The sequence below is a fragment of the Microbacterium testaceum genome, from assembly GCF_003075375.1.
GTDB classification, from domain to species: Bacteria; Actinomycetota; Actinomycetes; order Actinomycetales; family Microbacteriaceae; genus Microbacterium; species Microbacterium testaceum_E.
Genome location: NZ_QDFT01000008.1, coordinates 1 through 23728, shown reverse-complemented (window position 1 = coordinate 23728; position 23728 = coordinate 1). Strand labels below are relative to the sequence as shown.

Annotated in this window: 37 protein-coding genes; all 37 read right to left on the bottom strand. The window is 66.6% G+C overall.

The window, feature by feature from the left end; all coding sequences use genetic code 11:
- Positions 1–46 precede the first annotated feature (46 nt).
- On the bottom strand, positions 47–904 hold the full coding sequence (gene truA, locus DC432_RS04915; RefSeq protein WP_108317394.1) for a tRNA pseudouridine(38-40) synthase TruA: 858 nt from the start codon (positions 902–904) through the stop codon (positions 47–49).
- An 82-nt stretch (positions 905–986) separates the two neighbouring features.
- Positions 987–1544 (bottom strand): 50S ribosomal protein L17, encoded by a 558-nt coding sequence (gene rplQ, locus DC432_RS04910; RefSeq protein WP_116536914.1) that lies wholly within the window; start codon positions 1542–1544, stop codon positions 987–989.
- A 42-nt stretch (positions 1545–1586) separates the two neighbouring features.
- Entirely contained in the window at positions 1587–2576 is a 990-nt protein-coding gene (locus DC432_RS04905; protein WP_055959305.1) for a DNA-directed RNA polymerase subunit alpha, read from the bottom strand.
- Between the two features lie 174 nt (positions 2577–2750).
- Positions 2751–3149: a 30S ribosomal protein S11 gene (gene rpsK, locus DC432_RS04900; RefSeq protein WP_013583990.1), complete on the bottom strand. Its 399-nt coding sequence runs from the start codon at positions 3147–3149 to the stop codon at positions 2751–2753.
- A gap of 36 nt (positions 3150–3185) precedes the next feature.
- Positions 3186–3560: a 30S ribosomal protein S13 gene (gene rpsM / locus DC432_RS04895; RefSeq protein WP_056226287.1), complete on the bottom strand. Its 375-nt coding sequence runs from the start codon at positions 3558–3560 to the stop codon at positions 3186–3188.
- Positions 3561–3702: 142 nt separating this feature from the next.
- Positions 3703–3819, bottom strand: coding sequence for a 50S ribosomal protein L36 (gene rpmJ / locus DC432_RS04890; RefSeq protein ID WP_005050492.1), 117 nt, complete (start codon positions 3817–3819; stop codon positions 3703–3705).
- 59 nt (positions 3820–3878) lie between these two features.
- Positions 3879–4100 carry a translation initiation factor IF-1 gene (gene infA, locus DC432_RS04885; RefSeq protein ID WP_013583992.1) on the bottom strand — a complete coding sequence of 74 codons (222 nt, stop codon included), beginning with the start codon at positions 4098–4100 and terminating at the stop codon, positions 3879–3881.
- 140 nt (positions 4101–4240) lie between these two features.
- Complete coding sequence (locus DC432_RS04880; protein WP_116536913.1) at positions 4241–4942, bottom strand: DsbA family protein; 702 nt, start codon at positions 4940–4942, stop codon at positions 4241–4243.
- Complete coding sequence (map, locus tag DC432_RS04875) at positions 4942–5781, bottom strand: type I methionyl aminopeptidase (protein ID WP_116536912.1); 840 nt, start codon at positions 5779–5781, stop codon at positions 4942–4944. The genes DC432_RS04880 and map overlap by 1 nt, the downstream gene beginning before the upstream one ends.
- A 1-nt stretch (position 5782) precedes the next feature.
- Positions 5783–6370 (bottom strand): adenylate kinase, encoded by a 588-nt coding sequence (locus tag DC432_RS04870; RefSeq protein WP_116536911.1) that lies wholly within the window; start codon positions 6368–6370, stop codon positions 5783–5785.
- Positions 6367–7689: a preprotein translocase subunit SecY gene (secY, locus tag DC432_RS04865; RefSeq protein WP_076673717.1), complete on the bottom strand. Its 1323-nt coding sequence runs from the start codon at positions 7687–7689 to the stop codon at positions 6367–6369. Before secY ends, DC432_RS04870 begins: the two co-directional genes overlap by 4 nt.
- A 109-nt stretch (positions 7690–7798) precedes the next feature.
- Positions 7799–8332, bottom strand: coding sequence for a 50S ribosomal protein L15 (gene rplO, locus DC432_RS04860; RefSeq protein WP_108317399.1), 534 nt, complete (start codon positions 8330–8332; stop codon positions 7799–7801).
- On the bottom strand, positions 8332–8517 hold the full coding sequence (rpmD, locus tag DC432_RS04855) for a 50S ribosomal protein L30 (RefSeq protein WP_013583998.1): 186 nt from the start codon (positions 8515–8517) through the stop codon (positions 8332–8334). Before rpmD ends, rplO begins: the two co-directional genes overlap by 1 nt.
- The gene (gene rpsE, locus DC432_RS04850; RefSeq protein WP_013583999.1) at positions 8517–9197 is read right to left on the bottom strand and encodes a 30S ribosomal protein S5; all 681 of its coding nucleotides are present in this window, start codon (positions 9195–9197) and stop codon (positions 8517–8519) included. The genes rpmD and rpsE overlap by 1 nt, the downstream gene beginning before the upstream one ends.
- Positions 9194–9553, bottom strand: a complete 360-nt coding sequence (rplR, locus tag DC432_RS04845; protein WP_108317400.1) for a 50S ribosomal protein L18 — start codon at positions 9551–9553, stop codon at positions 9194–9196. Before rplR ends, rpsE begins: the two co-directional genes overlap by 4 nt.
- A 2-nt stretch (positions 9554–9555) precedes the next feature.
- Positions 9556–10092 carry a 50S ribosomal protein L6 gene (rplF, locus tag DC432_RS04840; protein ID WP_108317401.1) on the bottom strand — a complete coding sequence of 179 codons (537 nt, stop codon included), beginning with the start codon at positions 10090–10092 and terminating at the stop codon, positions 9556–9558.
- A gap of 6 nt (positions 10093–10098) precedes the next feature.
- A complete protein-coding gene (gene rpsH / locus DC432_RS04835; RefSeq protein ID WP_013584002.1) occupies positions 10099–10497 on the bottom strand; it encodes a 30S ribosomal protein S8 in 399 nt (132 codons plus the stop codon).
- Between the two features lie 93 nt (positions 10498–10590).
- Positions 10591–11181, bottom strand: a complete 591-nt coding sequence (gene rplE, locus DC432_RS04830; protein ID WP_116536910.1) for a 50S ribosomal protein L5 — start codon at positions 11179–11181, stop codon at positions 10591–10593.
- Between the two features lie 2 nt (positions 11182–11183).
- Complete coding sequence (gene rplX / locus DC432_RS04825; protein WP_094736303.1) at positions 11184–11543, bottom strand: 50S ribosomal protein L24; 360 nt, start codon at positions 11541–11543, stop codon at positions 11184–11186.
- Between the two features lie 2 nt (positions 11544–11545).
- Positions 11546–11914 carry a 50S ribosomal protein L14 gene (gene rplN / locus DC432_RS04820; protein ID WP_013584005.1) on the bottom strand — a complete coding sequence of 123 codons (369 nt, stop codon included), beginning with the start codon at positions 11912–11914 and terminating at the stop codon, positions 11546–11548.
- Between the two features lie 35 nt (positions 11915–11949).
- The gene (rpsQ, locus tag DC432_RS04815; protein ID WP_076673706.1) at positions 11950–12276 is read right to left on the bottom strand and encodes a 30S ribosomal protein S17; all 327 of its coding nucleotides are present in this window, start codon (positions 12274–12276) and stop codon (positions 11950–11952) included.
- On the bottom strand, positions 12276–12590 hold the full coding sequence (rpmC, locus tag DC432_RS16845) for a 50S ribosomal protein L29 (protein ID WP_058623969.1): 315 nt from the start codon (positions 12588–12590) through the stop codon (positions 12276–12278). Before rpmC ends, rpsQ begins: the two co-directional genes overlap by 1 nt.
- Positions 12590–13009: a 50S ribosomal protein L16 gene (gene rplP / locus DC432_RS04805; protein WP_013584008.1), complete on the bottom strand. Its 420-nt coding sequence runs from the start codon at positions 13007–13009 to the stop codon at positions 12590–12592. Before rplP ends, rpmC begins: the two co-directional genes overlap by 1 nt.
- Positions 13009–13767, bottom strand: a complete 759-nt coding sequence (gene rpsC / locus DC432_RS04800) for a 30S ribosomal protein S3 (protein WP_058230882.1) — start codon at positions 13765–13767, stop codon at positions 13009–13011. The genes rplP and rpsC overlap by 1 nt, the downstream gene beginning before the upstream one ends.
- Positions 13767–14165, bottom strand: coding sequence for a 50S ribosomal protein L22 (rplV, locus tag DC432_RS04795; protein WP_013584010.1), 399 nt, complete (start codon positions 14163–14165; stop codon positions 13767–13769). Before rplV ends, rpsC begins: the two co-directional genes overlap by 1 nt.
- A 22-nt stretch (positions 14166–14187) precedes the next feature.
- On the bottom strand, positions 14188–14469 hold the full coding sequence (rpsS, locus tag DC432_RS04790) for a 30S ribosomal protein S19 (protein ID WP_013584011.1): 282 nt from the start codon (positions 14467–14469) through the stop codon (positions 14188–14190).
- A gap of 12 nt (positions 14470–14481) precedes the next feature.
- Positions 14482–15321, bottom strand: coding sequence for a 50S ribosomal protein L2 (rplB, locus tag DC432_RS04785; RefSeq protein ID WP_013584012.1), 840 nt, complete (start codon positions 15319–15321; stop codon positions 14482–14484).
- A 24-nt stretch (positions 15322–15345) separates the two neighbouring features.
- Positions 15346–15645 carry a 50S ribosomal protein L23 gene (gene rplW, locus DC432_RS04780; RefSeq protein WP_116536909.1) on the bottom strand — a complete coding sequence of 100 codons (300 nt, stop codon included), beginning with the start codon at positions 15643–15645 and terminating at the stop codon, positions 15346–15348.
- Complete coding sequence (rplD, locus tag DC432_RS04775) at positions 15642–16304, bottom strand: 50S ribosomal protein L4 (protein ID WP_108317403.1); 663 nt, start codon at positions 16302–16304, stop codon at positions 15642–15644. Before rplD ends, rplW begins: the two co-directional genes overlap by 4 nt.
- Positions 16305–16306: 2 nt before the next feature.
- Positions 16307–16966 carry a 50S ribosomal protein L3 gene (gene rplC / locus DC432_RS04770; protein WP_056226244.1) on the bottom strand — a complete coding sequence of 220 codons (660 nt, stop codon included), beginning with the start codon at positions 16964–16966 and terminating at the stop codon, positions 16307–16309.
- An 8-nt stretch (positions 16967–16974) separates the two neighbouring features.
- Complete coding sequence (gene rpsJ / locus DC432_RS04765; RefSeq protein ID WP_013584016.1) at positions 16975–17283, bottom strand: 30S ribosomal protein S10; 309 nt, start codon at positions 17281–17283, stop codon at positions 16975–16977.
- 436 nt (positions 17284–17719) lie between these two features.
- Positions 17720–17938 (bottom strand): Rv0909 family putative TA system antitoxin, encoded by a 219-nt coding sequence (locus tag DC432_RS04760; RefSeq protein WP_116536908.1) that lies wholly within the window; start codon positions 17936–17938, stop codon positions 17720–17722.
- Between the two features lie 158 nt (positions 17939–18096).
- Complete coding sequence (tuf, locus tag DC432_RS04755) at positions 18097–19290, bottom strand: elongation factor Tu (protein WP_108317909.1); 1194 nt, start codon at positions 19288–19290, stop codon at positions 18097–18099.
- A gap of 158 nt (positions 19291–19448) precedes the next feature.
- Positions 19449–21563 carry an elongation factor G gene (fusA, locus tag DC432_RS04750; protein ID WP_116536907.1) on the bottom strand — a complete coding sequence of 705 codons (2115 nt, stop codon included), beginning with the start codon at positions 21561–21563 and terminating at the stop codon, positions 19449–19451.
- An 87-nt stretch (positions 21564–21650) separates the two neighbouring features.
- Positions 21651–22121: a 30S ribosomal protein S7 gene (gene rpsG / locus DC432_RS04745; RefSeq protein WP_013584050.1), complete on the bottom strand. Its 471-nt coding sequence runs from the start codon at positions 22119–22121 to the stop codon at positions 21651–21653.
- A gap of 5 nt (positions 22122–22126) precedes the next feature.
- On the bottom strand, positions 22127–22495 hold the full coding sequence (rpsL, locus tag DC432_RS04740) for a 30S ribosomal protein S12 (protein WP_013584051.1): 369 nt from the start codon (positions 22493–22495) through the stop codon (positions 22127–22129).
- Between the two features lie 351 nt (positions 22496–22846).
- Positions 22847–23689, bottom strand: coding sequence for a hypothetical protein (locus DC432_RS04735; protein ID WP_116536906.1), 843 nt, complete (start codon positions 23687–23689; stop codon positions 22847–22849).
- Positions 23690–23728 lie beyond the last annotated feature (39 nt).

The following is a 23728-nucleotide window of genomic DNA, read 5'->3' as shown; positions in this document are numbered from 1 at the left end:
CGTCGATGCCCGGGGCGAGGGGTTGCACCCGTGCGGAGGGGGTGACTCACGATGCCGGGTCGTCGGCATCCCGTCGTCGACGCGTCTGTTCGGCGCGCGCCGCCAGGAGGTCGTCAGCGGGATAGCCGACCTCGGTCAGGACGAGTCCGCGGGCGGCCAGGACCTTGGTCTCGGGGATACGCATGCGGGCATCGCGGATGGCGACGACGTCGTCGACCGCGATGCGCCCCTCCCCCACGGCCACGCACGCGCCGACGAGCGCACGGACCATGCTGTGGCAGAACGCGTCCGCGCGGACGTTGGCGACGAGGACACCGTCGTCGCCACGTCGCCAGTCGTACTCGAGCAACGTGCGAATGGTCGTCGCCTCGTCGCGGGCCTTGCAGTACGCCGCGAAGTCATGCAGACCGATGAGACGGTTCGCCGCAGCATCCATCGCGTCGACGTCCAGAGAGCTGCGGAGCGTCGTCGTCCACTGACGCGCGAGAGGGTCGTATCCCGTCGACGTGTCCGCCAGACGGTACGAATAGCGACGCCACACGGCAGAGAAGCGCGCATCGAACCCCTCGGGAGCGAGCGACGTCCTGCGAACGGTGACGTCCGGGTAGGCGCCCAGGACCCCGCGGATCCTGCCGGCGAGAGCTCCGACCGCGTCGGCTTCGTCGCCGTCCCGGCGACGACGCGGCAGACGTGACACCTGGCCCTCGTCGAGATCGATATGGGCGACCTGACCGGACGCGTGCACCCCGGCATCCGTCCGACCGGCGACGATCAGCCGCGGTGCGCCCCCGACGATCCGGGTGAGGGCGTCTTCGAGCTCACCCTGTACGGTGCGGAGGCCGGGCTGGCGAGCCCATCCACGGAAGTGCGTGCCGTCGTAGGAGATGTCGAGACGGATGCGCACCCCACCAGCCTACGAGCGTCTGCGGCCCCGGAACGACGAAACCCCCGCCCGAAAGGGCGGGGGTCTCGTTCGAGCCGGAGGCTCAGGCCTTGGCGTCGTCCTGGACGGCGTCCTCGGCCGCGGCCTCGGCAGCCGCACCCTCGGCGGGCGACTCGGCACCGGCCTCGGCGGCCTCGTCGTTCGCCGTCTCGTCGGCGGCGGTCTCGTCCGCGACGGGCTCCTCGGCGGCGGGGGCAGCAGCAGCGGGAGCCGCGGCCGACTTGTTCGACGCCTTCTTCGCGACAGGCTCGAGGACGAGCTCGATCACGGCCATGGGGGCGTTGTCGCCCTTGCGGTTGCCGACCTTCGTGATGCGGGTGTAGCCGCCGTCACGCTCGGCCACGAGGGGCGCGATCTCGGTGAAGAGGGTGTGCACGACCTCTTTGTCGCCGATGACGCTCAGCACGCGACGACGCGCGTGGAGGTCGCCACGCTTGGCGAAGGTGATGAGGCGCTCGGCGAGCGGACGCAGGCGCTTGGCCTTGGTCTCGGTCGTCTTGATGGACTTGTGCGTGTACAGGGCTGCCGCGAGGTTCGCGAGAAGCAGACGCTCGTGGGCCGGGCCGCCTCCGAGGCGGGGACCCTTCGTGGGCTTGGGCATGTCGTGTTACTCCAGAGAAAGGTTCGATCGGGTCCGACGAGGTCAGACGGTTTCTTCGTCGTAGCCGCTGTAGAACTGTGCACCGTCGAAGCCGGGCACCGAGTCCTTGAGCGACAGGCCGAGCGAGGTGAGCTTGTCGCGCACCTCGTCGACCGACTTCTGACCGAAGTTGCGGATGTTCATCAGCTGCGTCTCGGAGAGGGCGACCAGCTCCGACACGGTGTTGATGCCCTCGCGCTTGAGGCAGTTGTACGAGCGGACCGACAGGTCGAGATCCTCGATCGGCATCGACAGCTCGTTGGAGAGGACGGTCTCGACCGGCGCGGGGCCGATCTCGATGCCCTCGGCCTCGACGTTCAGCTCGCGAGCGAGGCCGAACAGCTCGGTCAGGGTACGCCCGGCGGAGGCCACGGCGTCGCGCGGGGCGATCGAGGCCTTCGACTCGACGTCGAGAACGAGCTTGTCGAAGTCGGTGCGCTCACCGGCACGCGTCGCGTCGACGCGGTAGCTCACCTTCAGGACGGGCGAGTAGATCGAGTCGATCGGGATCTGACCGGCCTCGGCGTACTCGTTGCGGTTCTGCGTGGCCGAGACGTAGCCGCGGCCGCGCTCGATGGTGAGCTCGAGCTCGAACTTCGCCGTGTCGTTCAGCGTGGCGATGACCAGCTCGGGGTTGTGGACCTCGACACCGGCGGGAGCGGAGATGTCGGCGGCGGTGACCTCACCGGAGCCGGTCTTGCGCAGGTACGCCGTGATGGGCTCGTCGCGCTCGCTCGAGACGACGAGCTGCTTGATGTTCAGGATGATCTCGGTGACGTCTTCCTTCACGCCCGGGATGGTGCTGAACTCGTGCAGCACGCCGTCGATGCGGATGCTCGTGACGGCCGCGCCGGGGATCGACGACAGAAGGCTGCGACGCAGCGCGTTGCCGATCGTGTAACCGAAACCGGGCTCCAGCGGCTCGATGACGAAACGGCTGCGGAACTCCCCGATCTTCTCCTCGGTCAGAGTGGGACGCTGTGCGATGAGCACTATGTGTTCCTTTCGATCACGTGCCCGCTATATGACACGTGTAATGGGGTGAGGTGTTGAGTTGTACTCGCCGGCTACCGCTGGCCCGAGGGCGCACGTCGGCATCCGGAAAACTGTTGCGCGGGAGCGCAACGTTCCCGGGGAGCGACGAGCACTCCCCGGGAACGAGACGCGTCAGACGCGGCGACGCTTGGGCGGACGGCAGCCGTTGTGGGCCTGCGGCGTCACGTCCTGGATCGAACCGACCTCGAGGCCGGCGGCCGTGAGCGAACGGATCGCGGTCTCACGACCCGAACCCGGACCCTTAACGAAGACGTCGACCTTCTTCACACCGTGCTCCTGCGCCTGGCGGGCAGCGGACTCCGCGGCCATGCCGGCGGCGTAGGGCGTCGACTTGCGCGAGCCCTTGAACCCGACACCGCCGGACGAGGCCCAGCTGATGACGGCGCCCGAGGGGTCGGTGATCGAGACGATGGTGTTGTTGAACGTCGACTTGATGTGGGCCTGGCCCACGGCGATGTTCTTCTTCTCTTTGCGGCGCGGCTTGCGCGCGGCGGACTTGGCCTGTGCCATGTGCGTTCTCCTGAATCCTGACGCTCAGCCCGCGGCTTAGCGCGCCTTCTTCTTGCCGGCGACGGTGCGCTTGGGTCCCTTGCGGGTACGCGCGTTCGTCTTCGTGCGCTGACCGCGCACCGGGAGGCCGCGGCGGTGGCGCAGGCCCTCGTAGGAACCGATCTCGACCTTGCGGCGGATGTCGGCGGCGACCTCGCGACGGAGGTCACCCTCCACCTTGTAGGTGCCTTCGATGTGGTCGCGCAGAGCGACCAGCTGGTCGTCGGTGAGGTCCTTGACGCGAATGTCCTGGCTGATGTCAGTGGCGTTCAGGATCTCGACGGAGCGGGTGCGACCCACGCCGTAGATGTAAGTAAGTGCGATCACCACGCGCTTGTCGCGCGGGATGTCGACGCCGGCGAGACGTGCCATGCGGCTCTCCTCAGAGTGTCGTGGAGGTGTGGAGCAGGATCGGTGCTCGGGCCTCCGCCCCGAGGTGTCCCCCGCCCGCTCTCGCGGGTGGGATCTGATCCTGCCGGTGTGTATTCAGTTGGAAAGATGTGGAGCTGAAAGCTCAGCCCTGGCGCTGCTTGTGGCGCGGGTTGCTCTTGCAGATCACCATCACGCGCCCGTGGCGACGGATCACCTTGCAGTGGTCGCAGATGGGCTTGACGGAGGGGTTGACCTTCATGATGTTCCTGTTTCGCTGTCTTCGACCCGCGCGTGCGGGTCGTTACTTCTCGGCCGGACTCAGCGGTAGCGGTAGACGATACGACCGCGGGTGAGGTCGTACGGGCTCAGTTCGACGACGACGCGGTCTTCGGGGATGATGCGGATGTAGTTCTGCCGCATCTTTCCCGAAATGGTGGCCAGCACCTTGTGACCGTTCGTCAGCTCGACACGGAACATCGCGTTGGGCAGTGCCTCGGACACCGTGCCCTCGATCTCGATGACACCGTCTTTCTTCGCCATAAACTCGCTCACGCTCAGTTGCAGACCGGCCGGTCTGCGGTGGATGGGATTCGGTACTTCGACACGCCAATGACGGCGCAACGCACCAAAGGACAAGCATACGTGGTAGAACGCACCCCGGCAACTCGCCGGGTGTGTCGTCAGCCGGCGAGGCGGGCCACGATGTCCTTCTGCGGGTCCCCGGTCAGGTCCGTCTGGTTCGCCAGCACGGTGCCGTTCACCGCGATCGTCGGCGTCGCGATGCCCTGGCCGCCCGGCTGGACCGGGGTCTTCTGCGTCATCGCGGTGACGAACTTGGAATAGGTCCCGTCGGAGATGCACGAGGACACGGCATCCGAGGCCCCCGCGGTCGTCGCGATCGAGGTGAGTGTCGCATCGTCCAGACCGGACGTGTTCTCTTTCGGCTGCTGGGCGTACATCGCCTTGACGAAGCCCGGGATGTTCGCGGCGTCGTCGACGGCCACGCAATAAGCCGCATTGGCCGAGCGCGTCGAATACTGGGTGCCCTGAGACGCCCGATCGAGGATCGAGATCGGGTGGATGTTCAGGGTGATCGTGCCATCGTCCACCAGCTGCTGCAGCGTGGGGCCGTAAGCCTGCTCGAACGAGTTGCACACCGGGCACATGAAGTCCACGTACGTGTCGACCGTCTTCTCACCCGTGCCCACCGCGATGGCACCGGTCTCGGTGTTCACGGCCGAGGTCTCGGGCAGCGTACCCGGACCCGCCGCCTGACTGTTGGCGAACCAGACCACACCACCGACGATCAGCACGATGACGACCGCTGCGGCGGTCACCCCGAGCGCGAACCAGTTGGTGGATTTACGGGCGGCAGCCATCATCAGTCGATCTCCTTCGGCACCACACCGAACGGCGCCAGCTTCTCGGCACCGCCGTCGTGAGCGGTGAGGACCCAGATGCCCCCATCATGCACGGCGACGCTATGTTCCCAGTGGGAGCCGTCGGTGCCGTCGATGGTGGACACGGTCCATCCGTCGTCCTCGACCTCGGTCGCCTGGTCGCCGATGACGACCATCGGCTCGATGGCGACGGCCAGACCCGGCCGCACCTCGGCCCCGCGCTCGCTCGTCGCGTAGTTGAAGATGCTCGGCGACTCGTGCATCTTGCGACCGATGCCGTGACCGACGTAGTCGCGCAGGATGCCGTACCCGCCCTCGGGAGCATGCTCGTCGATGTACGCCTCGATGGCGGCACCCACCTCACCGAGGTGCGACGCGCGACTCAGTGCTGCTATCCCCGCCCACAGCGACCCCTCAGTCACCTCGGACAGGCGGCGGCGCGGAGCCGTCAGCTCTTCGGGTGCGTCACCCGGAACGATGACCGTGAAGGCCGAATCGCCGTTCCACCCCTTGTACTGCGCGCCGGCGTCGATGGACAGGATGTCGCCCGCCCGGAGCGGACGATCGTTCGGGATGCCGTGGACCACCTGTTCGTTGACCGACGCGCAGATCGTGTGGCGGTAGCCGCGCACCATCTGGAAGTTCGATTCGGCGCCGCGCTGTCCGATGACCCGCGCCGCCTCCGCGTCGAGCTGGAGGGTGGTGACCCCTGGCTCGACGAGCCGGCGGACCGCCGCCAGCGCGTCGGCCGTGATGAGGCCCGGCTCGATCATCGAGCGCAGCTGCGCGGGCTTCTTGTAGACGGAGGAACGCAGGCCCACGTCAGCGGGCCTGGATGCCGCGCGCCTCGAGGGCGGCGAAGATCCGTGCGGTGACCTCGTCGAGGGTCCCGACGCCGTCGATCTCGTCGACGATGCCGCGCGTGCCGTACACGTCCAGGATCGGTGCCGTCTCACGCTCGTAGATGCCAAGTCGCGTGGCGATGGCCTCTTCGGTGTCGTCCGCGCGACCCTGCTCGGCGGCGCGAGCGGTCAGACGCGAAAGGGATTCGTCGCGCGGGACGACGAGCGCGATGACGGCATCCAGCGACTCGTCGCGCCCCTCGAGGAATTCGTCGAGGTGCAGCACCTGAGCGAGGTTGCGGGGGTAGCCGTCGAGCAGGAAACCCTCGGCGGCGTCATCCTGGGCGAGACGGTCCCGGACCACCGCACTCGTCAGCTCGTCGGGCACCAGGTCTCCGCCGTCGATGATCGACTTGACCTGCAGGCCGAGTTCGGTGCCGTCCTTGACGTTGGCCCGGAAGACATCGCCGGTCGACACGACCGGGATGCCGAGGGCGTCGCCGACGCGAACGCCCTGGGTGCCTTTGCCCGAACCCTGGGGTCCGACGATCAGAAGCCGTGCGGTCATCGCAGAAGCCCTTCGTAGTGACGCTGCTGGAGCTGCGCGTCGATCTGCTTCACCGTCTCGAGACCCACGCCCACGATGATGAGGATCGAGGCTCCGCCGAAGGGGAAGTTCTGGTTGGCGCCCACGGTCGCGAGAGCGACCAGCGGAAGGAGCGCGATGAGGCCGAGGTAGATCGAGCCGGGCAGCGTGATACGCGTGAGAACGTAGTCGAGGTACTCCGCCGTCGGACGACCCGCGCGGATGCCGGGGATGAAGCCGCCGTACTTCTTCATGTTGTCGGCGACGTCGACCGGGTTGAACGTGATGGCCACGTAGAAGTAGGCGAAGCCGATGATGAGGAGGAAGTAGATCAGCATGTACAGCGGGTGGTCACCGCGCGTGAGGTACTGCGAGATCCACGTCACCCAGGGAGCGGGCTCCTGTCCTGCCTGCGGCTGATTGAACTGGGCGATGAGCGCCGGGATGTACAGCAGCGACGAGGCGAAGATGACCGGGACGACGCCCGCCATGTTGACCTTGATCGGGATGTAGGTGTTCGTCCCGCCGTAGGTGCGACGCCCGACCATGCGCTTGGCGTACTGCACGGGGATCCGTCGCTGCGACTGCTCGACGAACACGACGAGGGCGACGATGACGATGCTGACCGCGAGGACCAACAGGAAGACCTCGACGCCGCGGGCGTTGAGGATCGAGATCATCGCGCCGGGGAAGGTCGCGGCGATCGAGGTGAAGATGAGGATCGACATTCCGTTGCCCACACCGCGCTCGGTGACCAGCTCGGCGAACCACATGACCAGGCCGGTACCGGCTGTCATGGTGATGATCATCAGCAGCTGAGCCCACCAGATGTCGTTGGTCAGCAGCTGCTGGCACTCGGGAACACCCGCCGAGCCGAAGAGCTGTCCGGAGCGCGCGACGGTGACCAGCGTCGTCGACTGCAGGAGCGCCAGCGCGATCGTGAGGTACCGCGTGTACTGGGTGAGCTTCGCCTGACCCGCCTGACCCTCTTTGTAGAGCGTCTCGAAGTGCGGGATGACCACGCGCAGGAGCTGGACGATGATCGTCGCCGTGATGTACGGCATGACCCCCAGCGCGAAGATCGACAGCTGCAGCAGCGCACCACCCGAGAAGAGGTTGACGAGCGAGAGCAGTCCCTCGGTCCCCCCGGACTGGTTCAGGCACTGCTGAACGTTGGGGAAGTCGACGAACGGCGTCGGCACATGGGCACCCAGCCGGTAGATGGCGATGATCCCCAGCGTGAAGGCGATCTTCCGCCTCAGGTCGGGCGTGCGGAAAACCCGCGCGATGGCGCTGAACAAGGGAGAGTCCTCCAGAACGATCTCGGCGCGCGACGAAGCGCACACCCCAGCAGACTAACCCAGAAGGGGCCGACGGCCATAAGGCCGCCGGCCCCTCCGGGGTCGGGCGTCAGTTGACGGTGCCGCCGGCGGCGACGATCTTCTGCTCAGCGGAGCCGGAGACCTTGTCGACCGAGACGGTCAGCGCGACCGAGATGTCGCCGGTGCCGAGCACCTTGACCTTCTCGTTCTTGCGCACAGCACCCTTGGCCACGAGGTCGGCGACGGTGACGTCTCCGCCCTGCGGGTAGAGCTCGCCGAGCTTGTCCAGGTTCACGACCTGGTACTCGACGCGGAACGGGTTCTTGAAGCCGCGGAGCTTCGGGGTGCGCATGTGCAGCGGCATCTGCCCACCCTCGAAGCCGACCTTGACCTGGTAACGGGCCTTGGTTCCCTTGGTACCGCGACCGGCGGTCTTACCCTTGGAGCCCTCACCGCGACCGACACGGGTCTTCGCGGTGCGAGCGCCCGGGACGGGACGCAGGTGGTGGACCTTCAGCACGCCGGGGCGCGCCGCGGGTGCTTCTTTCGTGCCGGCCGTCTTACGGGCCGAAGCCTTCTTCGGGGCGTCGACCGTGACGGTCTCGTCCTTCTTGTCAGCCATTAGTCGATCTCCTCAACCTTGACGAGGTGGGCGACGGTCTTGACGTAGCCGCGCGTCTGCGCGTCGTCCGGACGGACGACCGAGTCGCCGATCCGCTTCAGACCGAGCGAACGCAGCGTGTCACGCTGGTTCTGCTTCTCGCTCACCTTGGACTTGATCTGCGTGACCTTCAGACGCTCGGCCATCAGGCACCTACCTTCTGAGCGGCGGCCTCGGCGCGCACGAGGCGGGCCGGGGCGACCTGGTCGAACTCCAGGCCACGGCGGGCGGCCACGGCGCGGGGCTCCTCGAGCGACTTCAGCGCCTCGACGGTCGCGTGCACGATGTTGATCGTGTTCGACGAACCGAGGGACTTCGAGAGCACATCGTGGATGCCGGCGCACTCCAGGACGGCGCGGACCGGACCACCGGCGATAACACCGGTACCGGCGGCGGCGGGGCGCAGCAGCACCACACCGGCGGCGGCCTCACCCTGGACGGGGTGGGGAATGGTCGAACCCGAGCGGGGAACGCGGAAGAAGTTGCGCTTGGCCTCTTCGACACCCTTCGAGATGGCGAGGGGGACTTCGCGGGCCTTGCCGTAGCCGACACCCACGACGCCGTTGCCGTCACCCACGACGACGAGCGCCGTGAAGCTGAAGCGACGACCACCCTTGACCACCTTGGACACGCGGTTGATCGTCACGACGCGCTCGAGGAACTGGCTCTCGTTGCGGTCGCGCGAACCACGGTCGCGCTGGTTGGTGTTGCGCTCGCGACCACCGCGACGCGGCTCGCGCTCACGCTCGGCGGGGGCCGTGGCCGCAGCCGCACCCTCTGCCGGTGCAGTCTGCTCGGTCACTTCGGTCTCCTTGTTGTCACTCACAGGTTCAGCCCTCCTTCGCGAGCTCCGTCGGCGATCGCGGCGACGCGGCCGGCGTAGCGGTTTCCGCCACGGTCGAACACGACGTCGGAGATGCCCACGGCCTTGGCACGCTCGGCGACGAGCTCGCCGACCTTGCGGGCCTTGGCGGTCTTGTCACCGTCGAAACCGCGCAGGTCGGTCTCGAGGGTCGAGGCAGAGGCCACGGTGTGACCCTTGCTGTCGTCCACGACCTGGACGAACACGTGGCGCGCGGAGCGCGTCACGACGAGACGGGGACGCAGCTCGGTGCCGACGACCTTCTTGCGAAGACGCGCGTGACGACGAGCACGAGCGACGGACTTTGTCTTGACAGCCATGGTCACTTACCACTCTTTCCGGCCTTGCGGCGCACGACCTCGCCCGCGTACCGCACACCCTTGCCCTTGTAGGGCTCGGGCTTGCGGATCTTGCGGATGTTGGCGGCGGCCTCGCCGACGGCCTGCTTGTCGATGCCGCTCACGGTCAGCTTGTTGTTGCCTTCGACCGTGAGGGTGATGCCAGCGGGCGGGTCGATCAGGACGGGGTGCGAGAAGCCGAGCGCGAACTCGACCGAGCTGCCCTTCTGAGCGACGCGGTAACCCGTGCCGACGACCTCGAGGCCCTTGGAGTAGCCCTGAGTGACACCGATGATGTTGTTGTTGATGAGGGTGCGGGTCAGGCCGTGGAGCGACCGCGACTCGCGCTCATCGTCGGGGCGGGTGACGAGAACCTGGTTCTCCTCGACCGACACCTCGAGGGGCTGGGCGATCGTGAGCGCCAGCTCGCCCTTGGGGCCCTTGACGGAGACCTCCCGGCCGTTCACCGAAACGGTGACACCGGCGGGGATGTCGATGGGAAGACGTCCAATACGCGACATGTCAGATCACCACACGTAGGCGAGGACTTCCCCGCCGACGCCCTTCTGCTCGGCCTGACGGTCCGTGAGGAGACCGGAGGAGGTGGAAAGGATGGCCACGCCCAGGCCACCGAGGACCGTGGGGACCTCGGTCGACTTCGCGTAGACGCGGAGGCCGGGCTTCGACACGCGCTTGATGCCGGCGATGGACCGCTCGCGGTTCGGGCCGTACTTCAGCGTCATGTTGAGGGTCTGGCCGACACGGGCGTCCTCGACGCTCCAGTCGGCGATGTAACCCTCCTGCTTGAGGATGGCGGCGATGTTGGTCTTGAGCTTCGAGCTCGGCATCGACACGGAGTCGTGGTGCGCCGAGTTCGCGTTGCGCAGACGGGTCAGCATGTCTGCGACCGGGTCTGTCATCGTCATGTGTTGCTTCTTTCTTTCATGAGGTTTCGGCTGCCGTTACACGACAGCCGACCTTCGATGACGGGCCCCCGGAAATCCCGGGGGCCCGAGTGTTCAGGACTGGGCGTCGGCCGACTGGAACGGGAAGCCGAGCTGGCGCAGCAGCGAACGGCCCTCGTCGTCGGTCTTGGCGGTGGTGACGATCGTGATGTCGAAACCACGCACGCGGTCGATGCGGTCCTGGTCGATCTCGTGGAACACGGACTGCTCCTGGAGACCGAAGGTGTAGTTGCCGTTGCCGTCGAACTGCTTGGCCGACAGACCGCGGAAGTCGCGGATGCGGGGCAGAGCGAGGTTGACCAGGCGGTCCACGAACTCCCAGGCACGGTCGCCACGAAGGGTGACGTGCGCGCCGATGGCCTGGCCCTCGCGCAGCTTGAACTGCGCGATGGACTTGCGGGCCTTCGTGACGACGGGCTTCTGACCGGTGATCTTGGTGAGGTCGTCGACCGCACCATCGATCACCTTGCTGTCACGAGCGGCCTCGCCGACACCGGTGTTCACGACGACCTTGACCAGGCCGGGGATCTGCATGACGTTCGCGTAACCGAACTCCTCCTGCAGGGCCTTCTTGATCTCGGTGTTGTACTTCTGCTTCAGGCGGGGCTGGATCTTGCCAGCCACCGCGGCAGTGTCGGTGCTCATATTCAGAGGTCCTTGCCGCTCTTCTTCGCGAAGCGCACGCGGACGGTGCGCTTGACGCCGTCCTTCACCTGCTCCTCGACACGGTGACCGACACGCGTCGGCTTCTTGGTCGAGGGGTCGACGAGCGCGACGTTGGAGATGTGGATCGGGGCCTCGAACGTCTCGATGCCACCGGTCTTGGTGCCGCGCTGGGACTGGCCCACGCGGTTGTGCTTGGTGACGTAGTTCACGCCTTCGACGATGACGCGGTTCTGCTCGGTGAGGACCTCGAGGACCTTACCCTGCTTGCCGCGGTCGCCGCCGCGCTCGGGCTTGGCGCCCGAGATGACCTGAACCAGGTCGCCCTTCTTGATTTTCGCCATGATCAGATGACCTCCGGGGCGAGCGAGACGATCTTCATGAACTTCTTGTCGCGAAGCTCACGGCCGACCGGTCCGAAGATACGGGTGCCGCGGGGCTCCCCGTCGTTCTTCAGGATCACGGCGGCGTTCTCGTCGAACTTGATGTACGAGCCGTCGGGACGGCGGGTCTGCTTGACGACGCGGACGACGACGGCCTTGACCACATCGCCCTTCTTGACGTTTCCACCCGGGATCGCGTCCTTGACCGTGGCGACGATGACGTCACCCAGGCCGGCGTAACGACGGTTGGAGCCGCCGAGCACGCGGATGGTGAGCAGCTCCTTGGCGCCGGTGTTGTCGGCGACCTTCAGCCGGGATTCGTTCTGAATCACTGTTTACTCCTTGGGTTCCAAGCAAGCCGCGAGGCTTACTTGGCCTTCTCGAGGATCTCGACCAGGCGCCAGCGCTTGGTGGCGCTCAGCGGACGGGTCTCGTTGATGACGACCAGGTCGCCGATGCCCGCCGAGTTGGTCTCGTCGTGCGCCTTGACCTTGGAGGTGCGGCGGATGACCTTGCCGTAGAGCGGGTGCTTCACGCGGTCCTCGACCTCGACGACGATGGTCTTGTCCATCTTGTCGCTGACGACGTAGCCACGACGCGCCTTGCGGTAACCGCGGGCGTTCTCGTCGCGAACATCGTTCTCGGCGTGCTCGTGACCGGCGACCTGCGCCTCGGCCTTCTTCGCGGTAGCCATTACTCCGCCTCTTCCTTCGCGGCGTCGTCAGCGGCATCCGCCTTCTTCGCCTTGCTCTTCTTCGCCTTCGCCGGGGCCTCGACCGGAGCCGGGGTGGCGCGGATGCCGAGCTCGCGCTCACGGATCACCGTGTACAGACGCGCGATGTCGCGCTTGACTGCACGGATGCGTCCGTGGCTCTCGAGCTGGCCGGTGGCCGACTGGAAGCGCAGGTTGAACAGCTCTTCCTTGGCCTTACGCAGCTCCTCCACGAGGCGCTGGTCTTCGAACGTGTCGAGCTCGCTCGGGGCGAGCTGCTTGGTGCCGATCGCCATTACGCGTCGCCCTCCTCGCGCTTGATGATGCGTGCCTTCAGGGGCAGCTTGTGGATGGCACGGGTCAGTGCTTCACGAGCGAGTTCCTCGTTCACACCCGCGACCTCGAAGAGGACGCGGCCCGGCTTGACGTTGGCAACCCACCACTCGGGGGAACCCTTACCGGAACCCATGCGGGTTTCGGCCGGCTTCTTGGTGAGGGGACGGTCGGGGTAGATGTTGATCCACACCTTTCCACCACGCTTGATGTGACGCGTCATGGCGATACGAGCGGACTCGATCTGACGGTTCGTCACGTACGCGGGGGTCAGCGCCTGGATGCCGAACTCACCGAACGACACCGTGGTGCCACCGGTGGCCTGGCCCGAACGGCCGGGGTGGTGCTGCTTGCGGTACTTGACCTTGCGGGGGATGAGCATTACGCCGACGCTCCTTCTGCCACGGGGGCCTCGTTGCGCGGGCCACGACGACGGTCGCCACCGCGGTCGTCACGACCGCGCGACTTGGGCGCGTTGGCCTGCTCGCGGGCGAGCTCCTTGTTGGTGAGGTCGCCCTTGTAGATCCAGACCTTCACGCCGATGCGGCCGAAGGTCGTCTTGGCCTCGTAGAAGCCGTAGTCGATGTTCGCGCGGAGGGTGTGCAGGGGCACACGGCCTTCGCGGTAGAACTCGGAGCGGCTCATCTCGGCGCCGCCGAGACGACCGGACACCTGGATGCGGACACCCTTGGCGCCGGCGCGCTGCGCGCCCTGCAGACCCTTGCGCATCGCGCGGCGGAACGCCACACGAGCGGACAGCTGCTCGGCGACACCCTGCGCGACCAGCTGAGCGTCGGCCTCGGGGTTCTTGACCTCGAGGATGTTCAGCTGGATCTGCTTGCCGGTGAGCTTCTCGAGGTCGGCGCGGATGCGCTCGGCCTCGGCGCCGCGGCGACCGATCACGATGCCCGGGCGGGCGGTGTGGATGTCGACGCGGACGCGGTCACGCGTGCGCTCGATCTCGATGTTGCTGACACCGGCGCGGTCGAGCGACGTGGTCAGCAGGCGACGGATCTTGATGTCCTCGGCGAGGTAGTCGGCGTAACGCTGACCGGGCTTCGTCGAGTCCGAGAACCACCGCGACACGTGGTCGGTGGTGATGCCGAGGCGGAAGCCGTACGGGTTGACCTTCTGTCCCATTACTTGCTCGCCTTCTTGTTGGCGCGAGCCGGGGCCGCCTCGGCGGTCTCGGGCGTCGCGAGCACGACCGTGATGTGGCTCGTGCGCTTCTTGATCTGGAAGGCGCGACCCTGAGCGCGGGGCTGGAAACGCTTCAGCGTCGTGCCCTCGTCGACGTACGCGTTCTTCACGTACAGGTCGGCGTCATCCAGGTATTCGTTCGTCTTGTCGGCCGTGACGCGAGCGTTCGCGATAGCCGAGGCGACGAGCTTGTAGATCGGCTCGCTCGCACCCTGGGGTGCGAACTTCAGGATCGCGAGGGCCTCTTCGGCCTGCTTGCCCTTGATGAGCGCGACGACGCGACGAGCCTTCTGAGGGGTCACGCGGATGTGTCGCACACGTGCGATGGACTCCACCATTTCTCTCTCCTCCTCGGTCGCCTTAGCGGCGACGGCCCTTCTTGTCGTCCTTCACGTGGCCGCGGAAGGTGCGGGTGGGCGAGAACTCGCCCAGCTTGTGGCCGACCATGGTCTCGGTCACGAACACGGGGATGTGCTTGCGACCGTCGTGCACGGCGATGGTGTGTCCCAGCATGGCGGGGATGATCATCGAACGGCGCGACCAGGTCTTGATGACGTTCTTGGAACCGGCTTCGTTCTGCGAGACGACCTTGCGAAGCAGGTGCTCGTCGACGAAGGGGCCCTTCTTAAGGCTGCGAGGCATCTTCCTCTACTCCTACTTGCGCTTCTTGCCGGCGGTGCGACGGCGGACGATCAGCTTGTCGCTTTCCTTGTTCGCGTGGCGGGTGCGGCCCTCGGCCTTACCCCACGGCGAAACAGGGTGACGACCACCGGAGGTCTTACCCTCACCACCACCGTGCGGGTGGTCGACCGGGTTCATGGCGACACCACGCACGGTCGGGCGGACGCCCTTCCAGCGCATGCGGCCGGCCTTGCCCCAGTTGATGTTCGACTGCTCGGCGTTACCGACCTCGCCGATCGTGGCGCGGCAGCGCACGTCGACGTTGCGGATCTCGCCGGAAGGCAGACGCAGCTGCGCGTAGGGGCCGTCCTTGGCGACCAGGCGCACCGAGGCACCGGCCGAACGGGCCATCTTCGCTCCGCCGCCGGGACGCAGTTCGATCGCGTGGATCACGGTACCGGTGGGGATGTTGCGCAGCGGCAGGTTGTTGCCGGGCTTGATGTCGGCGCCGGCACCCGACTCGACGACGTCGCCCTGCGACAGCTTCGCGGGAGCGAGGATGTAGCGCTTCTCGCCGTCCGCGTAGTGCAGCAGCGCGATGCGCGCGGTGCGGTTGGGGTCGTACTCGATGTGGGCGACCTTGGCGTCGATACCGTCCTTGTCGTTACGACGGAAGTCGATCAGACGGTACTGGCGCTTGTGTCCACCACCGATGTGGCGGGTGGTGATGCGGCCCTGGTTGTTACGGCCACCGGTCTTCGACAGCGGGCGCAGCAGCGACTTCTCGGGCGTCGATCGGGTGATCTCGGCGAAGTCGGCCACCGACGAGCCGCGGCGACCGGGAGTCGTGGGCTTGTACTTGCGAATAGCCATTGTTCTTGTCCTCTATCCCGACCGTCAGCCGACAGACGTGAAGATGTCGATGGTGCCCGACTTCAGCGAGACGATGGCGCGCTTGGTGTCCTTGCGCTTGCCGATGCCGAAGCGGGTGCGACGGGCCTTGCCCACGCGGTTGATCGTGTTGACCGAGGCCACCTTGACGCTGAAGATCTTCTCGATCGCGAGCTTGATCTCGGTCTTCGACGCGCGGGGGTCCACCAGGAAGGTGTACTTGCCCTCGTCGATGAGCGAGTAGCTCTTCTCGGAGACGACCGGCTTCAGGATGATGTCGCGCGGGTCCTTGTTGACGGCGGTCATGCCGAGACCTCCTCGGTGGCGCCGGACTTCGACGAGACGAACGCGTCGTAGGCGGCCTTGGTGAAGACGATGTCGTCGGAGACGAGCACGTCGTAGGCGTTCAGCTGACCGAAGGTCAGCACGTGGACGTACGCGAGGTTGCGCACGCTCTTGACGGTCAGCTCGTCGTCGCGGTCGATGACCACGAGGACGTTCTTGACGGCGCCGAGGGCGTTGAGCACGGTCGCGGCGGCCTTGGTCGAGGGCGCGCCCTCGATGCCGAAGCTGTCGACGACGTGCAGACGCTGACCCCGAGCGCGGTCGCTCAGCGCACCCAGAAGGGCGGCGGCGATCATCTTCTTGGGGGTGCGCTGGCCGTAGTCACGGGGCTTCGGGCCGTGGACGATGCCACCACCGGTCATGTGCGGCGCGCGGATCGAGCCCTGACGGGCGTTACCCGTGCCCTTCTGCTTGAAGGGCTTGCGGCCGGCACCCGAGACCTCGCCACGACGCTTGGTCGAGTGCGTTCCCTGGCGTGCCGCGGCGCGCTGCGCCACGACGACCTGGTGGATGAGGGGGATGTTCGTCTTGACGTCGAAGAGCGCGGCGGGCAGCTCGACAGAGCCGGCCTTGTTGCCGTCGGCCTTCACGACGTCGAGCGCGAGAGTCGAGTCAGCCATGATCAGGCACCCTTCACTGCGTTGCGGACGTAGACGATGCGGCCACGAGCACCGGGGACGGCGCCCTTGACGAGCATCAGACCCTTCTCGGCGTCGACGGCGTGCACCGTGAGGTTGAGGACGGTCACGCGCTCGCCACCCATACGGCCGGCCATGCGCATGCCCTTGAAGACGCGGCTCGGGGTCGACGAGGCGCCGATCGAACCGGGCTTGCGGTGGTTGCGGTGCGCACCGTGCGAAGCGGAGACACCCTTGAAGTTGTGACGCTTCATGACACCGGCGGTGCCCTTGCCCTTGCTGGTGCCGACGACGTCGACGAGCTGGCCGGCCTCGAACAGACCGTCCACGGTGAGCTCCTGGCCCAGGGCGTAGTCGGCGGCATCCGCGGTCCGCACCTCGGTGAGGTGGCGGCGCGGGGTGACACCGGCGGCGTCGAAGTGAGCCGTGAGGGGCTTGTTCACCTTGCGGGGGTCGATCTGGCCGTAGCCGATCTGAACGGCGTTGTAGCCGTCCTTCTCGAGCGAGCGCAGCTGGGTCACGACGTTCGGGGCGACCTCGATGACGGTGACGGGAACGAGCTTGCCGTTCTCGTCCCACACCTGGGTCATGCCGAGCTTGGTGCCGAGGAGGCCCTTGGAGATCTTGGAGTTGATGTCAGCCATGTCGAACCTCAGAGCTTGATCTCGATGTTGACATCGGCCGGGAGGTCGAGACGCATCAGCGAGTCGACGGCCTTGGGCGTCGGGTCGATGATGTCGATGAGGCGCTTGTGGGTGCGCATCTCGAAGTGCTCGCGGCTGTCCTTGTACTTGTGGGGCGACCGGATGACGCACACGACGTTCTTCTCGGTCGGAAGGGGAACCGGGCCCACCACGGTGGCGCCGGCACGGGTCACGGTGTCGACGATCTTGCGCGCCGACGAGTCCAGTCCGGCGTGGTCGTACGACTTCAGGCGAATGCGGATCTTCTGTCCCGCCATTGTCTGCTCTCTCTCTTTCAGCGTCTTACCCGACCTGGGGCATTGGACGCACGGTGGTGCTGACGCACCCTGGCACTTCCCCTCGCTCACGCGAGAGATGCTGCACCGCTGTTCAGCTGTCAAACCGGATGCCATGGCCTCCGGCCCGCCCCGCGCACGCACGCGTGCGAATCCCGTGAAGGATGTGGGGTTCGGTGTGATGTTCTGCTGCCCGCGGCCCAGGACCCTGCGCTCGCGCGCCGCCTGTGCACTGCCCTGGCAGTGATCCTGGCGCACGCCGAGCGCGCACCGGAATGTGGAACTGCATTAGTCTACGGAGCGCTCGGGGATGGCGCAAACCCGGGCGTGTCGCGCTCGGCTGATGCTCAGCCTGCACGCCCGACGCGACGATGCCGTCCCCGCCCGGCGGGAACGGCATCCGATCGGAATCGACGCGTCAGACGTTGCCGATGTTCTTGTCGACGTTCGCGCGAACCTCGTCGATCTTGGCGTGATGCTCCGCGGGAACCACCTTCTTGATGGCGTCGGCCGCTCCGTCGAGCACCTTGTCGCTGACCTCTTCGGCCTTCTCGCTCTTCAGCGCCTCTTCGATCTTGTCGCGATTCTCGTCGAGGAGCTTCTTGCCCTTCGCGATGATGTCGTCCACGCCGCTCATGTGCGCCTCTCTCGGTGAAGCGGCTCGACCCGATTGACGACCGCTTCGTCATTCTGGACCGGAGCACACCCCCGACGGAACCCCCACCTCTCCGTGCGGGGGAACGACAAAGGCCGGGCCCGAAGGCCCGGCCTGTGCCGAGTGAAGTCTGGAAGGACTTACTTGATGATCTTGGTGACGGTACCGGCACCGACGGTGCGGCCACCCTCACGGATCGCGTAGCCGAGGCCCTCTTCCATGGCGATCGGCTGGATGAGCTCGACCGACATCTCGGTGGTGTCACCGGGCATGACCATCTCGGTGCCCTCGGGCAGCGTGATGACGCCGGTCACGTCCGTGGTGCGGAAGTAGAACTGCGGGCGGTAGTTCGTGAAGAACGGGTTGTGACGGCCGCCCTCTTCCTTGGACAGGATGTACGCCGTGCCCTCGAAGTTGGTGTGCGGGGTGACCGAACCGGGCTTCACGACGACCTGGCCGCGCTCGACGTCGTCACGCTTGGTGCCGCGCAGGAGCAGACCACAGTTCTCGCCGGCCCAGGCCTCGTCGAGCTGCTTGTGGAACATCTCGATACCCGTGACCGTGGTCTTCTGCGTCGGGCGGATGCCGACGATCTCGACCTCGGAGTTGATCGCGAGGGTGCCGCGCTCGGCGCGACCCGTGACGACCGTTCCACGACCGGTGATGGTGAAGACATCCTCGATGGGCATGAGGAACGGCTTGTCCTTGTCACGCACCGGGTCGGGGATGGAGGAGTCGACGGCCTCCATCAGCTCGACGATCGAGTTGACCCACTGCTCGTCACCCTCGAGAGCCTTCAGGCCCGAGACGCGCACGACGGGGGCGTTGTCGCCGTCGAAGTCCTGCGACGAGAGCAGCTCGCGGACCTCGAGCTCGACGAGCTCCAGGATCTCCTCGTCGTCGACCATGTCGCTCTTGTTCAGCGCGACGAGCAGGTAGGGCACGCCGACCTGCTTGGCGAGCAGAACGTGCTCACGGGTCTGAGCCATCGGACCGTCGGTGGCGGCGACCACGAGGATCGCGCCGTCCATCTGAGCGGCACCGGTGATCATGTTCTTGATGTAGTCGGCGTGACCGGGGGCGTCGACGTGAGCGTAGTGACGCTTGGGGGTCTCGTACTCGACGTGCGAGATGTTGATCGTGATGCCGCGCTGACGCTCTTCGGGCGCGGAGTCGATCGACGCGAAGTCACGCTGAACGTTGGTGGCCGACGGGAACTTGTCGGCGAGCACCTTCGAGATGGCAGCGGTGAGCGTGGTCTTGCCGTGGTCGACGTGACCGATCGTTCCGATGTTCACGTGCGGCTTGGTCCGCTCGAACTTGGCCTTAGCCACTGGGTCCTCCTCAGGACGGTAGATGCGGATCGCGGGCGCTGGATTGCGACCGGTTCTCCGCGGGGATGGTTCTCAGGTTACTAGAGAGTCGGTGTTCAGTTTGAGTGGATGCCGGGAACCCGACCGGAGCCGCGCTCCCGGCATCCATCAGAGCGGTTTTACTCGCCCTTGTTCTTCTGGATGATCTCGTCGGCCACGGCCTTCGGGACATCGGCGTAGCTGTCGAACTCCATCGAGTAGACGGCGCGGCCCGAGGTCTTCGAGCGCAGGTCGCCGATGTAGCCGAACATCTCGGACAGCGGCACGTTGGCGCGGACGACCTTGACGCCGGCGGCGTCCTCCATCGACTGGATCTGGCCACGACGCGAGTTGAGGTCGCCGATGACGTCGCCCATGTACTCCTCGGGCGTACGCACCTCGACGGCCATGATCGGCTCGAGGATGGTGGGGTTGGCCTTGCGGACAGCCTCTTTGAAGCCCATCGATCCGGCGATCTTGAACGCCATCTCGGAGGAGTCGACGTCGTGCGATGCACCGTCGAGCAGGATCGCCTTGACACCCACCATGGGGTAGCCGGCGAGCACGCCGACGTTCATGGCGTCCTGGAAGCCCTGGTCGGTCGGCGAGATGTACTCGCGCGGGATACGACCACCGGTGACCTTGTTCTCGAACTCGTAGGTCTTGTCGGCCGTGACCTCGAGGGGCTCGATCGCGAACTGGATCTTCGCGAACTGGCCCGAACCACCGGTCTGCTTCTTGTGGGTGTAGTCGTGACGCTCGACCGACTTGCGGATGGTCTCGCGGTACGCCACCTGCGGCTTTCCGACGTTGGCCTCGACCTTGAACTCGCGCTTCATGCGGTCCACGAGGATGTCGAGGTGCAGCTCGCCCATGCCCTTGATGACCGTCTGACCGGTCTCGGCGTTCTGCTCGACGCGGAACGTGGGGTCTTCTTCGGCGAGCTTCTGGATGGCGACACCCAGCTTCTCCTGGTCGGCCTTGGTCTTGGGCTCGATGGCGACCTCGATGACCGGCTCGGGGAAGGTCATCGACTCGAGCACGACCTGGTTGGCCGGGTCGCACAGGGTGTCACCCGTGGTCGTGTCCTTCAGACCGATGACGGCGTAGATGTGACCCGCGGTGACGGAGTCGACCGGCATCTCCTTGTTGGCGTGCATCTGGAAGATCTTTCCGATGCGCTCCTTCTTGCCCTTCGTCGCGTTGACGATCTGCGCACCCGAGTCGAGGTGACCCGAGTAGACGCGGATGTAGGTCAGACGACCGAAGAAGGGGTGCGTCACGATCTTGAACGCGAGGGCCGCGAAGGGCTCTTCACGGTCGGCGTGGCGCTCGATGACGATCTCTTCGTTCTTGGGGTCCTTCGCCTCGATGGCGGGGACGTCCAGGGGCGAGGGGAGGTAGTCCACGACCGCGTCGAGCATGGGCTGCACGCCGCGGTTCTTGAACGCCGAACCGCAGAGCACGGGGTAGAGCTCGGAGTTGATCGTCATCTTGCGGATGGCGCCCTTGATCTCGGCGACCGTGAGCTCCTCACCGCCGAAGAACTTCTCGAGCAGGGCGTCGTCGGACTCGGCGACGGTCTCGAGCAGCTGCTGACGGTACTCGGCGGCCTTGTCGGCGAGGTCGGCCGGGATCTCCTGGATCTCGTACTTCGCACCCATGGTCACGTCACCCTTGGCGTCGCCGGGCCACACCAGCGCGCGCATCTCGACCAGGTCGATCACGCCGACGAAGTCGTTCTCGGCGCCGATGGGGAGCTGGATGACCAGCGGCTTCGCCTTGAGGCGGTTGACGATGGTGTCGACGGTGAAGTAGAAGTCGGCGCCCAGCTTGTCCATCTTGTTGACGAAGCAGATGCGGGGGACGTCGTACTTGTCGGCCTGACGCCAGACGGTCTCGGACTGGGGCTCGACACCCTCTTTACCGTCGAAGACGGCGACGGCACCGTCGAGCACGCGGAGCGAGCGCTCGACCTCGACCGTGAAGTCGACGTGGCCGGGGGTGTCGATGATGTTGATCTGGTTCTTGTCCCAGAAGCAGGTGACGGCGGCGGAGGTGATCGTGATGCCACGCTCCTGCTCCTGCTCCATCCAGTCGGTGGTCGCCGCACCATCGTGCGTCTCACCGATCTTGTGGTTGACGCCCGTGTAGAACAGGATGCGCTCGGTCGTCGTCGTCTTGCCGGCATCGATGTGCGCCATGATGCCGATGTTGCGGACCTTGTGGAGGTCGGTGAGCACGTCTTGTGCCACGGGTGTCTTCCTTACCTGTTGGGAGGTTGATGCCGGGCCCATCGGAGGGTCCGTGACCGGGGTTCGATCACGGACCCTCCGCGGGTTTTACCAGCGGTAGTGCGCGAAGGCGCGGTTCGACTCGGCCATCTTGTGGGTGTCTTCGCGGCGCTTGACCGCGGCACCGAGGCCGTTCGAGGCGTCGAGGATCTCGTTCTGCAGACGCTCGGTCATCGTCTTCTCACGACGACCCTTCGCGTAGCTCACGAGCCAGCGCAGCGCGAGCGTGTTGGCGCGGTGCGGCTTGACCTCGACGGGAACCTGGTAGGTCGAGCCACCGACGCGGCGGCTCTTGACCTCGAGGGTGGGACGGACGTTGTCGAGCGCCTTCTTGAGCGTGGCGACGGCGTCCTGGCTGTTCTTCGCCTCGACACCCTTGAGTGCGTCGTAGACGATCGACTCGGCGATGGACTTCTTGCCGTCGACGAGGATCTTGTTGACCAGCTGGGTGACGACGGGGGCGCCGTACACCGGGTCGTTGACGACGGGACGCTTCGGGGCGGGACCCTTACGAGGCATGGTTCTCAGCCCTTCTTCGCGCCGTAGCGGCTGCGCGCCTGCTTACGGTTCTTGACAGCCTGGGTGTCGAGCGCACCGCGGACGATCTTGTAGCGGACACCGGGGAGGTCCTTCACACGACCACCACGGACGAGCACGAGCGAGTGCTCCTGGAGGTTGTGGCCCTCACCGGGGATGTACGCGGTGACCTCGGTGCCGTTGCGCAGCTTGACGCGGGCGACCTTGCGCATGGCCGAGTTCGGCTTCTTGGGGGTCGTCGTGTACACGCGGGTGCACACGCCGGCCTGCTGGGGGTTCGACTTCAGCGCGGGAGCCTTGGTCTTCGAGACCTTCGGCGAGCGGCCCTTGCGAACCAACTGCTGAATGGTTGGCACGTTCTCTCCTTGATTGGCCGGGCGGATCCTGGGGAACCGTCCGGGGTGCTGCACGGTGACAGCGGTCGTGTCTCCCCCGGCGCGCCGCTCATCTTGCGATTCGTGACGTGTCGGGCTCACGTGTGATCCGCCGCGCGGCAGAATGATCGGACGCGGTTGTGGCGGATATGCCGTGGGGGTGACCTGTTCGCAGGCCAGTCCCTGAGATGGTGCGAGCGTTGATCCGGTCGACATGCCCGGAGGCACGACGCACGGCGCGCGTGAACGCACACCCGGTCAATGATACGCGGTTCCGGGGGGAGCGGCAAACGAATCCGTGGTCGGTCGATTCCACCCGCGGGATGCCGTCGCTCAGCCGAGCAGCAGGGCCAGGCAGATCGCGGCCGCCGCGACCACCACGGCCACGACGACGACGAGAGTCACCACCCGGGCGGCCCCCCGACGGCGTCGGGGACGGACGACGGACGCATCCCTCTCGGAGCGGACGGGGGCGGCGGGCGACCGCGAGACGCGGACGGCGTGATCCCGGTGCGGCGCGTACGTCTCGCGGGCGAGCGCGGCCGGAGTGAGCGGCTGACGCGCCGCGTTCACGGGCAGGGCGGCCACCTCGGGCTCGGGCTGAGCGGCCTGCCGGCGGCTACGTCGACTGCCCGCCTCCGTGTCGCCGCCGTCGCCCTCGTCGATGCGGCGTCGCGGGCGGGTCGCCTCGTCGATACGTGCGTCATCGAGGGGCTGGGCGTCGGGTGCGGCCGGAGCGGCGCGGCGGGGCGCGGTCGTCTCGGCATCCGCCTCTTCGTCCTCTACGAGCTCGACGGCACGCGACAGCACCGTGTCGGCCGCGGCGGACTCCCCCGCCGACAGCACCGTGTCGTCATCCGGCTCAGCGGCACGCGACAGCACCGTGCCGGCCGCGGCGGACTCCCCCGCCGACAGCACCGTGTCGTCATCCGGCTCAGCGGCACGCGACAGCACCGTGCCGGCCGCGGCGGACTCCCCCGCCGACAGCACCGTGTCGTCATCCGGGTCAGCGCCACGCGACAGCACCGTGTCGCCATCCGGCTCAACGGAACGCGAGACCACCGTGTCGTCGTCGACGTCATCGACCGCGGATGGCGGCGTGGGCCACGCGCGCAGGCGCCCCGCCCACAGGGTGACCTCGTCCGGGTCATCCGCGCGGTCGTAGGGTCCGCTCACGCCTCGCTCCGGGCGAGGCGTSAGCGGACCCTACGACCG

Coding starts and splice junctions, on each gene's coding strand:
- rplQ (WP_116536914.1), bottom strand. CDS start 1,544: ATGCCCAAGCCCACGAAGGGTCCCCGCCTCGGAGGCGGCCCGGCCCAC.
- rpsK (WP_013583990.1), bottom strand. CDS start 3,149: ATGGCACAGGCCAAGTCCGCCGCGCGCAAGCCGCGCCGCAAAGAGAAG.
- rpsM (WP_056226287.1), bottom strand. CDS start 3,560: ATGGCACGTCTCGCCGGCGTCGACATCCCGCGCGACAAGCGCGTGGTG.
- rpmJ (WP_005050492.1), bottom strand. CDS start 3,819: ATGAAGGTCAACCCCTCCGTCAAGCCCATCTGCGACCACTGCAAGGTG.
- infA (WP_013583992.1), bottom strand. CDS start 4,100: ATGGCGAAGAAAGACGGTGTCATCGAGATCGAGGGCACGGTGTCCGAG.
- DC432_RS04880 (WP_116536913.1), bottom strand. CDS start 4,942: ATGATGGCTGCCGCCCGTAAATCCACCAACTGGTTCGCGCTCGGGGTG.
- DC432_RS04870 (WP_116536911.1), bottom strand. CDS start 6,370: ATGACCGCACGGCTTCTGATCGTCGGACCCCAGGGTTCGGGCAAAGGC.
- rplO (WP_108317399.1), bottom strand. CDS start 8,332: ATGGCTGACAAGAAGGACGAGACCGTCACGGTCGACGCCCCGAAGAAG.
- rpmD (WP_013583998.1), bottom strand. CDS start 8,517: ATGGCCGAGCGTCTGAAGGTCACGCAGATCAAGTCCAAGGTGAGCGAG.
- rplR (WP_108317400.1), bottom strand. CDS start 9,553: ATGGCTGTCAAGACAAAGTCCGTCGCTCGTGCTCGTCGTCACGCGCGT.
- rplF (WP_108317401.1), bottom strand. CDS start 10,092: ATGTCGCGTATTGGACGTCTTCCCATCGACATCCCCGCCGGTGTCACC.
- rpsH (WP_013584002.1), bottom strand. CDS start 10,497: ATGACGATGACAGACCCGGTCGCAGACATGCTGACCCGTCTGCGCAAC.
- rplE (WP_116536910.1), bottom strand. CDS start 11,181: ATGAGCACCGACACTGCCGCGGTGGCTGGCAAGATCCAGCCCCGCCTG.
- rplX (WP_094736303.1), bottom strand. CDS start 11,543: ATGGCGAAAATCAAGAAGGGCGACCTGGTTCAGGTCATCTCGGGCGCC.
- rpsQ (WP_076673706.1), bottom strand. CDS start 12,276: ATGGCTACCGCGAAGAAGGCCGAGGCGCAGGTCGCCGGTCACGAGCAC.
- rpmC (WP_058623969.1), bottom strand. CDS start 12,590: ATGGCGATCGGCACCAAGCAGCTCGCCCCGAGCGAGCTCGACACGTTC.
- rplP (WP_013584008.1), bottom strand. CDS start 13,009: ATGCTCATCCCCCGCAAGGTCAAGTACCGCAAGCAGCACCACCCCGGC.
- rpsC (WP_058230882.1), bottom strand. CDS start 13,767: ATGGGACAGAAGGTCAACCCGTACGGCTTCCGCCTCGGCATCACCACC.
- rplV (WP_013584010.1), bottom strand. CDS start 14,165: ATGGTGGAGTCCATCGCACGTGTGCGACACATCCGCGTGACCCCTCAG.
- rpsS (WP_013584011.1), bottom strand. CDS start 14,469: ATGCCTCGCAGCCTTAAGAAGGGCCCCTTCGTCGACGAGCACCTGCTT.
- rplB (WP_013584012.1), bottom strand. CDS start 15,321: ATGGCTATTCGCAAGTACAAGCCCACGACTCCCGGTCGCCGCGGCTCG.
- rplW (WP_116536909.1), bottom strand. CDS start 15,645: ATGACCGCCGTCAACAAGGACCCGCGCGACATCATCCTGAAGCCGGTC.
- rplD (WP_108317403.1), bottom strand. CDS start 16,304: ATGGCTGACTCGACTCTCGCGCTCGACGTCGTGAAGGCCGACGGCAAC.
- rplC (WP_056226244.1), bottom strand. CDS start 16,966: ATGGCTGACATCAACTCCAAGATCTCCAAGGGCCTCCTCGGCACCAAG.
- rpsJ (WP_013584016.1), bottom strand. CDS start 17,283: ATGGCGGGACAGAAGATCCGCATTCGCCTGAAGTCGTACGACCACGCC.
- DC432_RS04760 (WP_116536908.1), bottom strand. CDS start 17,938: ATGAGCGGCGTGGACGACATCATCGCGAAGGGCAAGAAGCTCCTCGAC.
- rpsG (WP_013584050.1), bottom strand. CDS start 22,121: ATGCCTCGTAAGGGTCCCGCCCCGAAGCGTCCCGTCGTCAACGACCCG.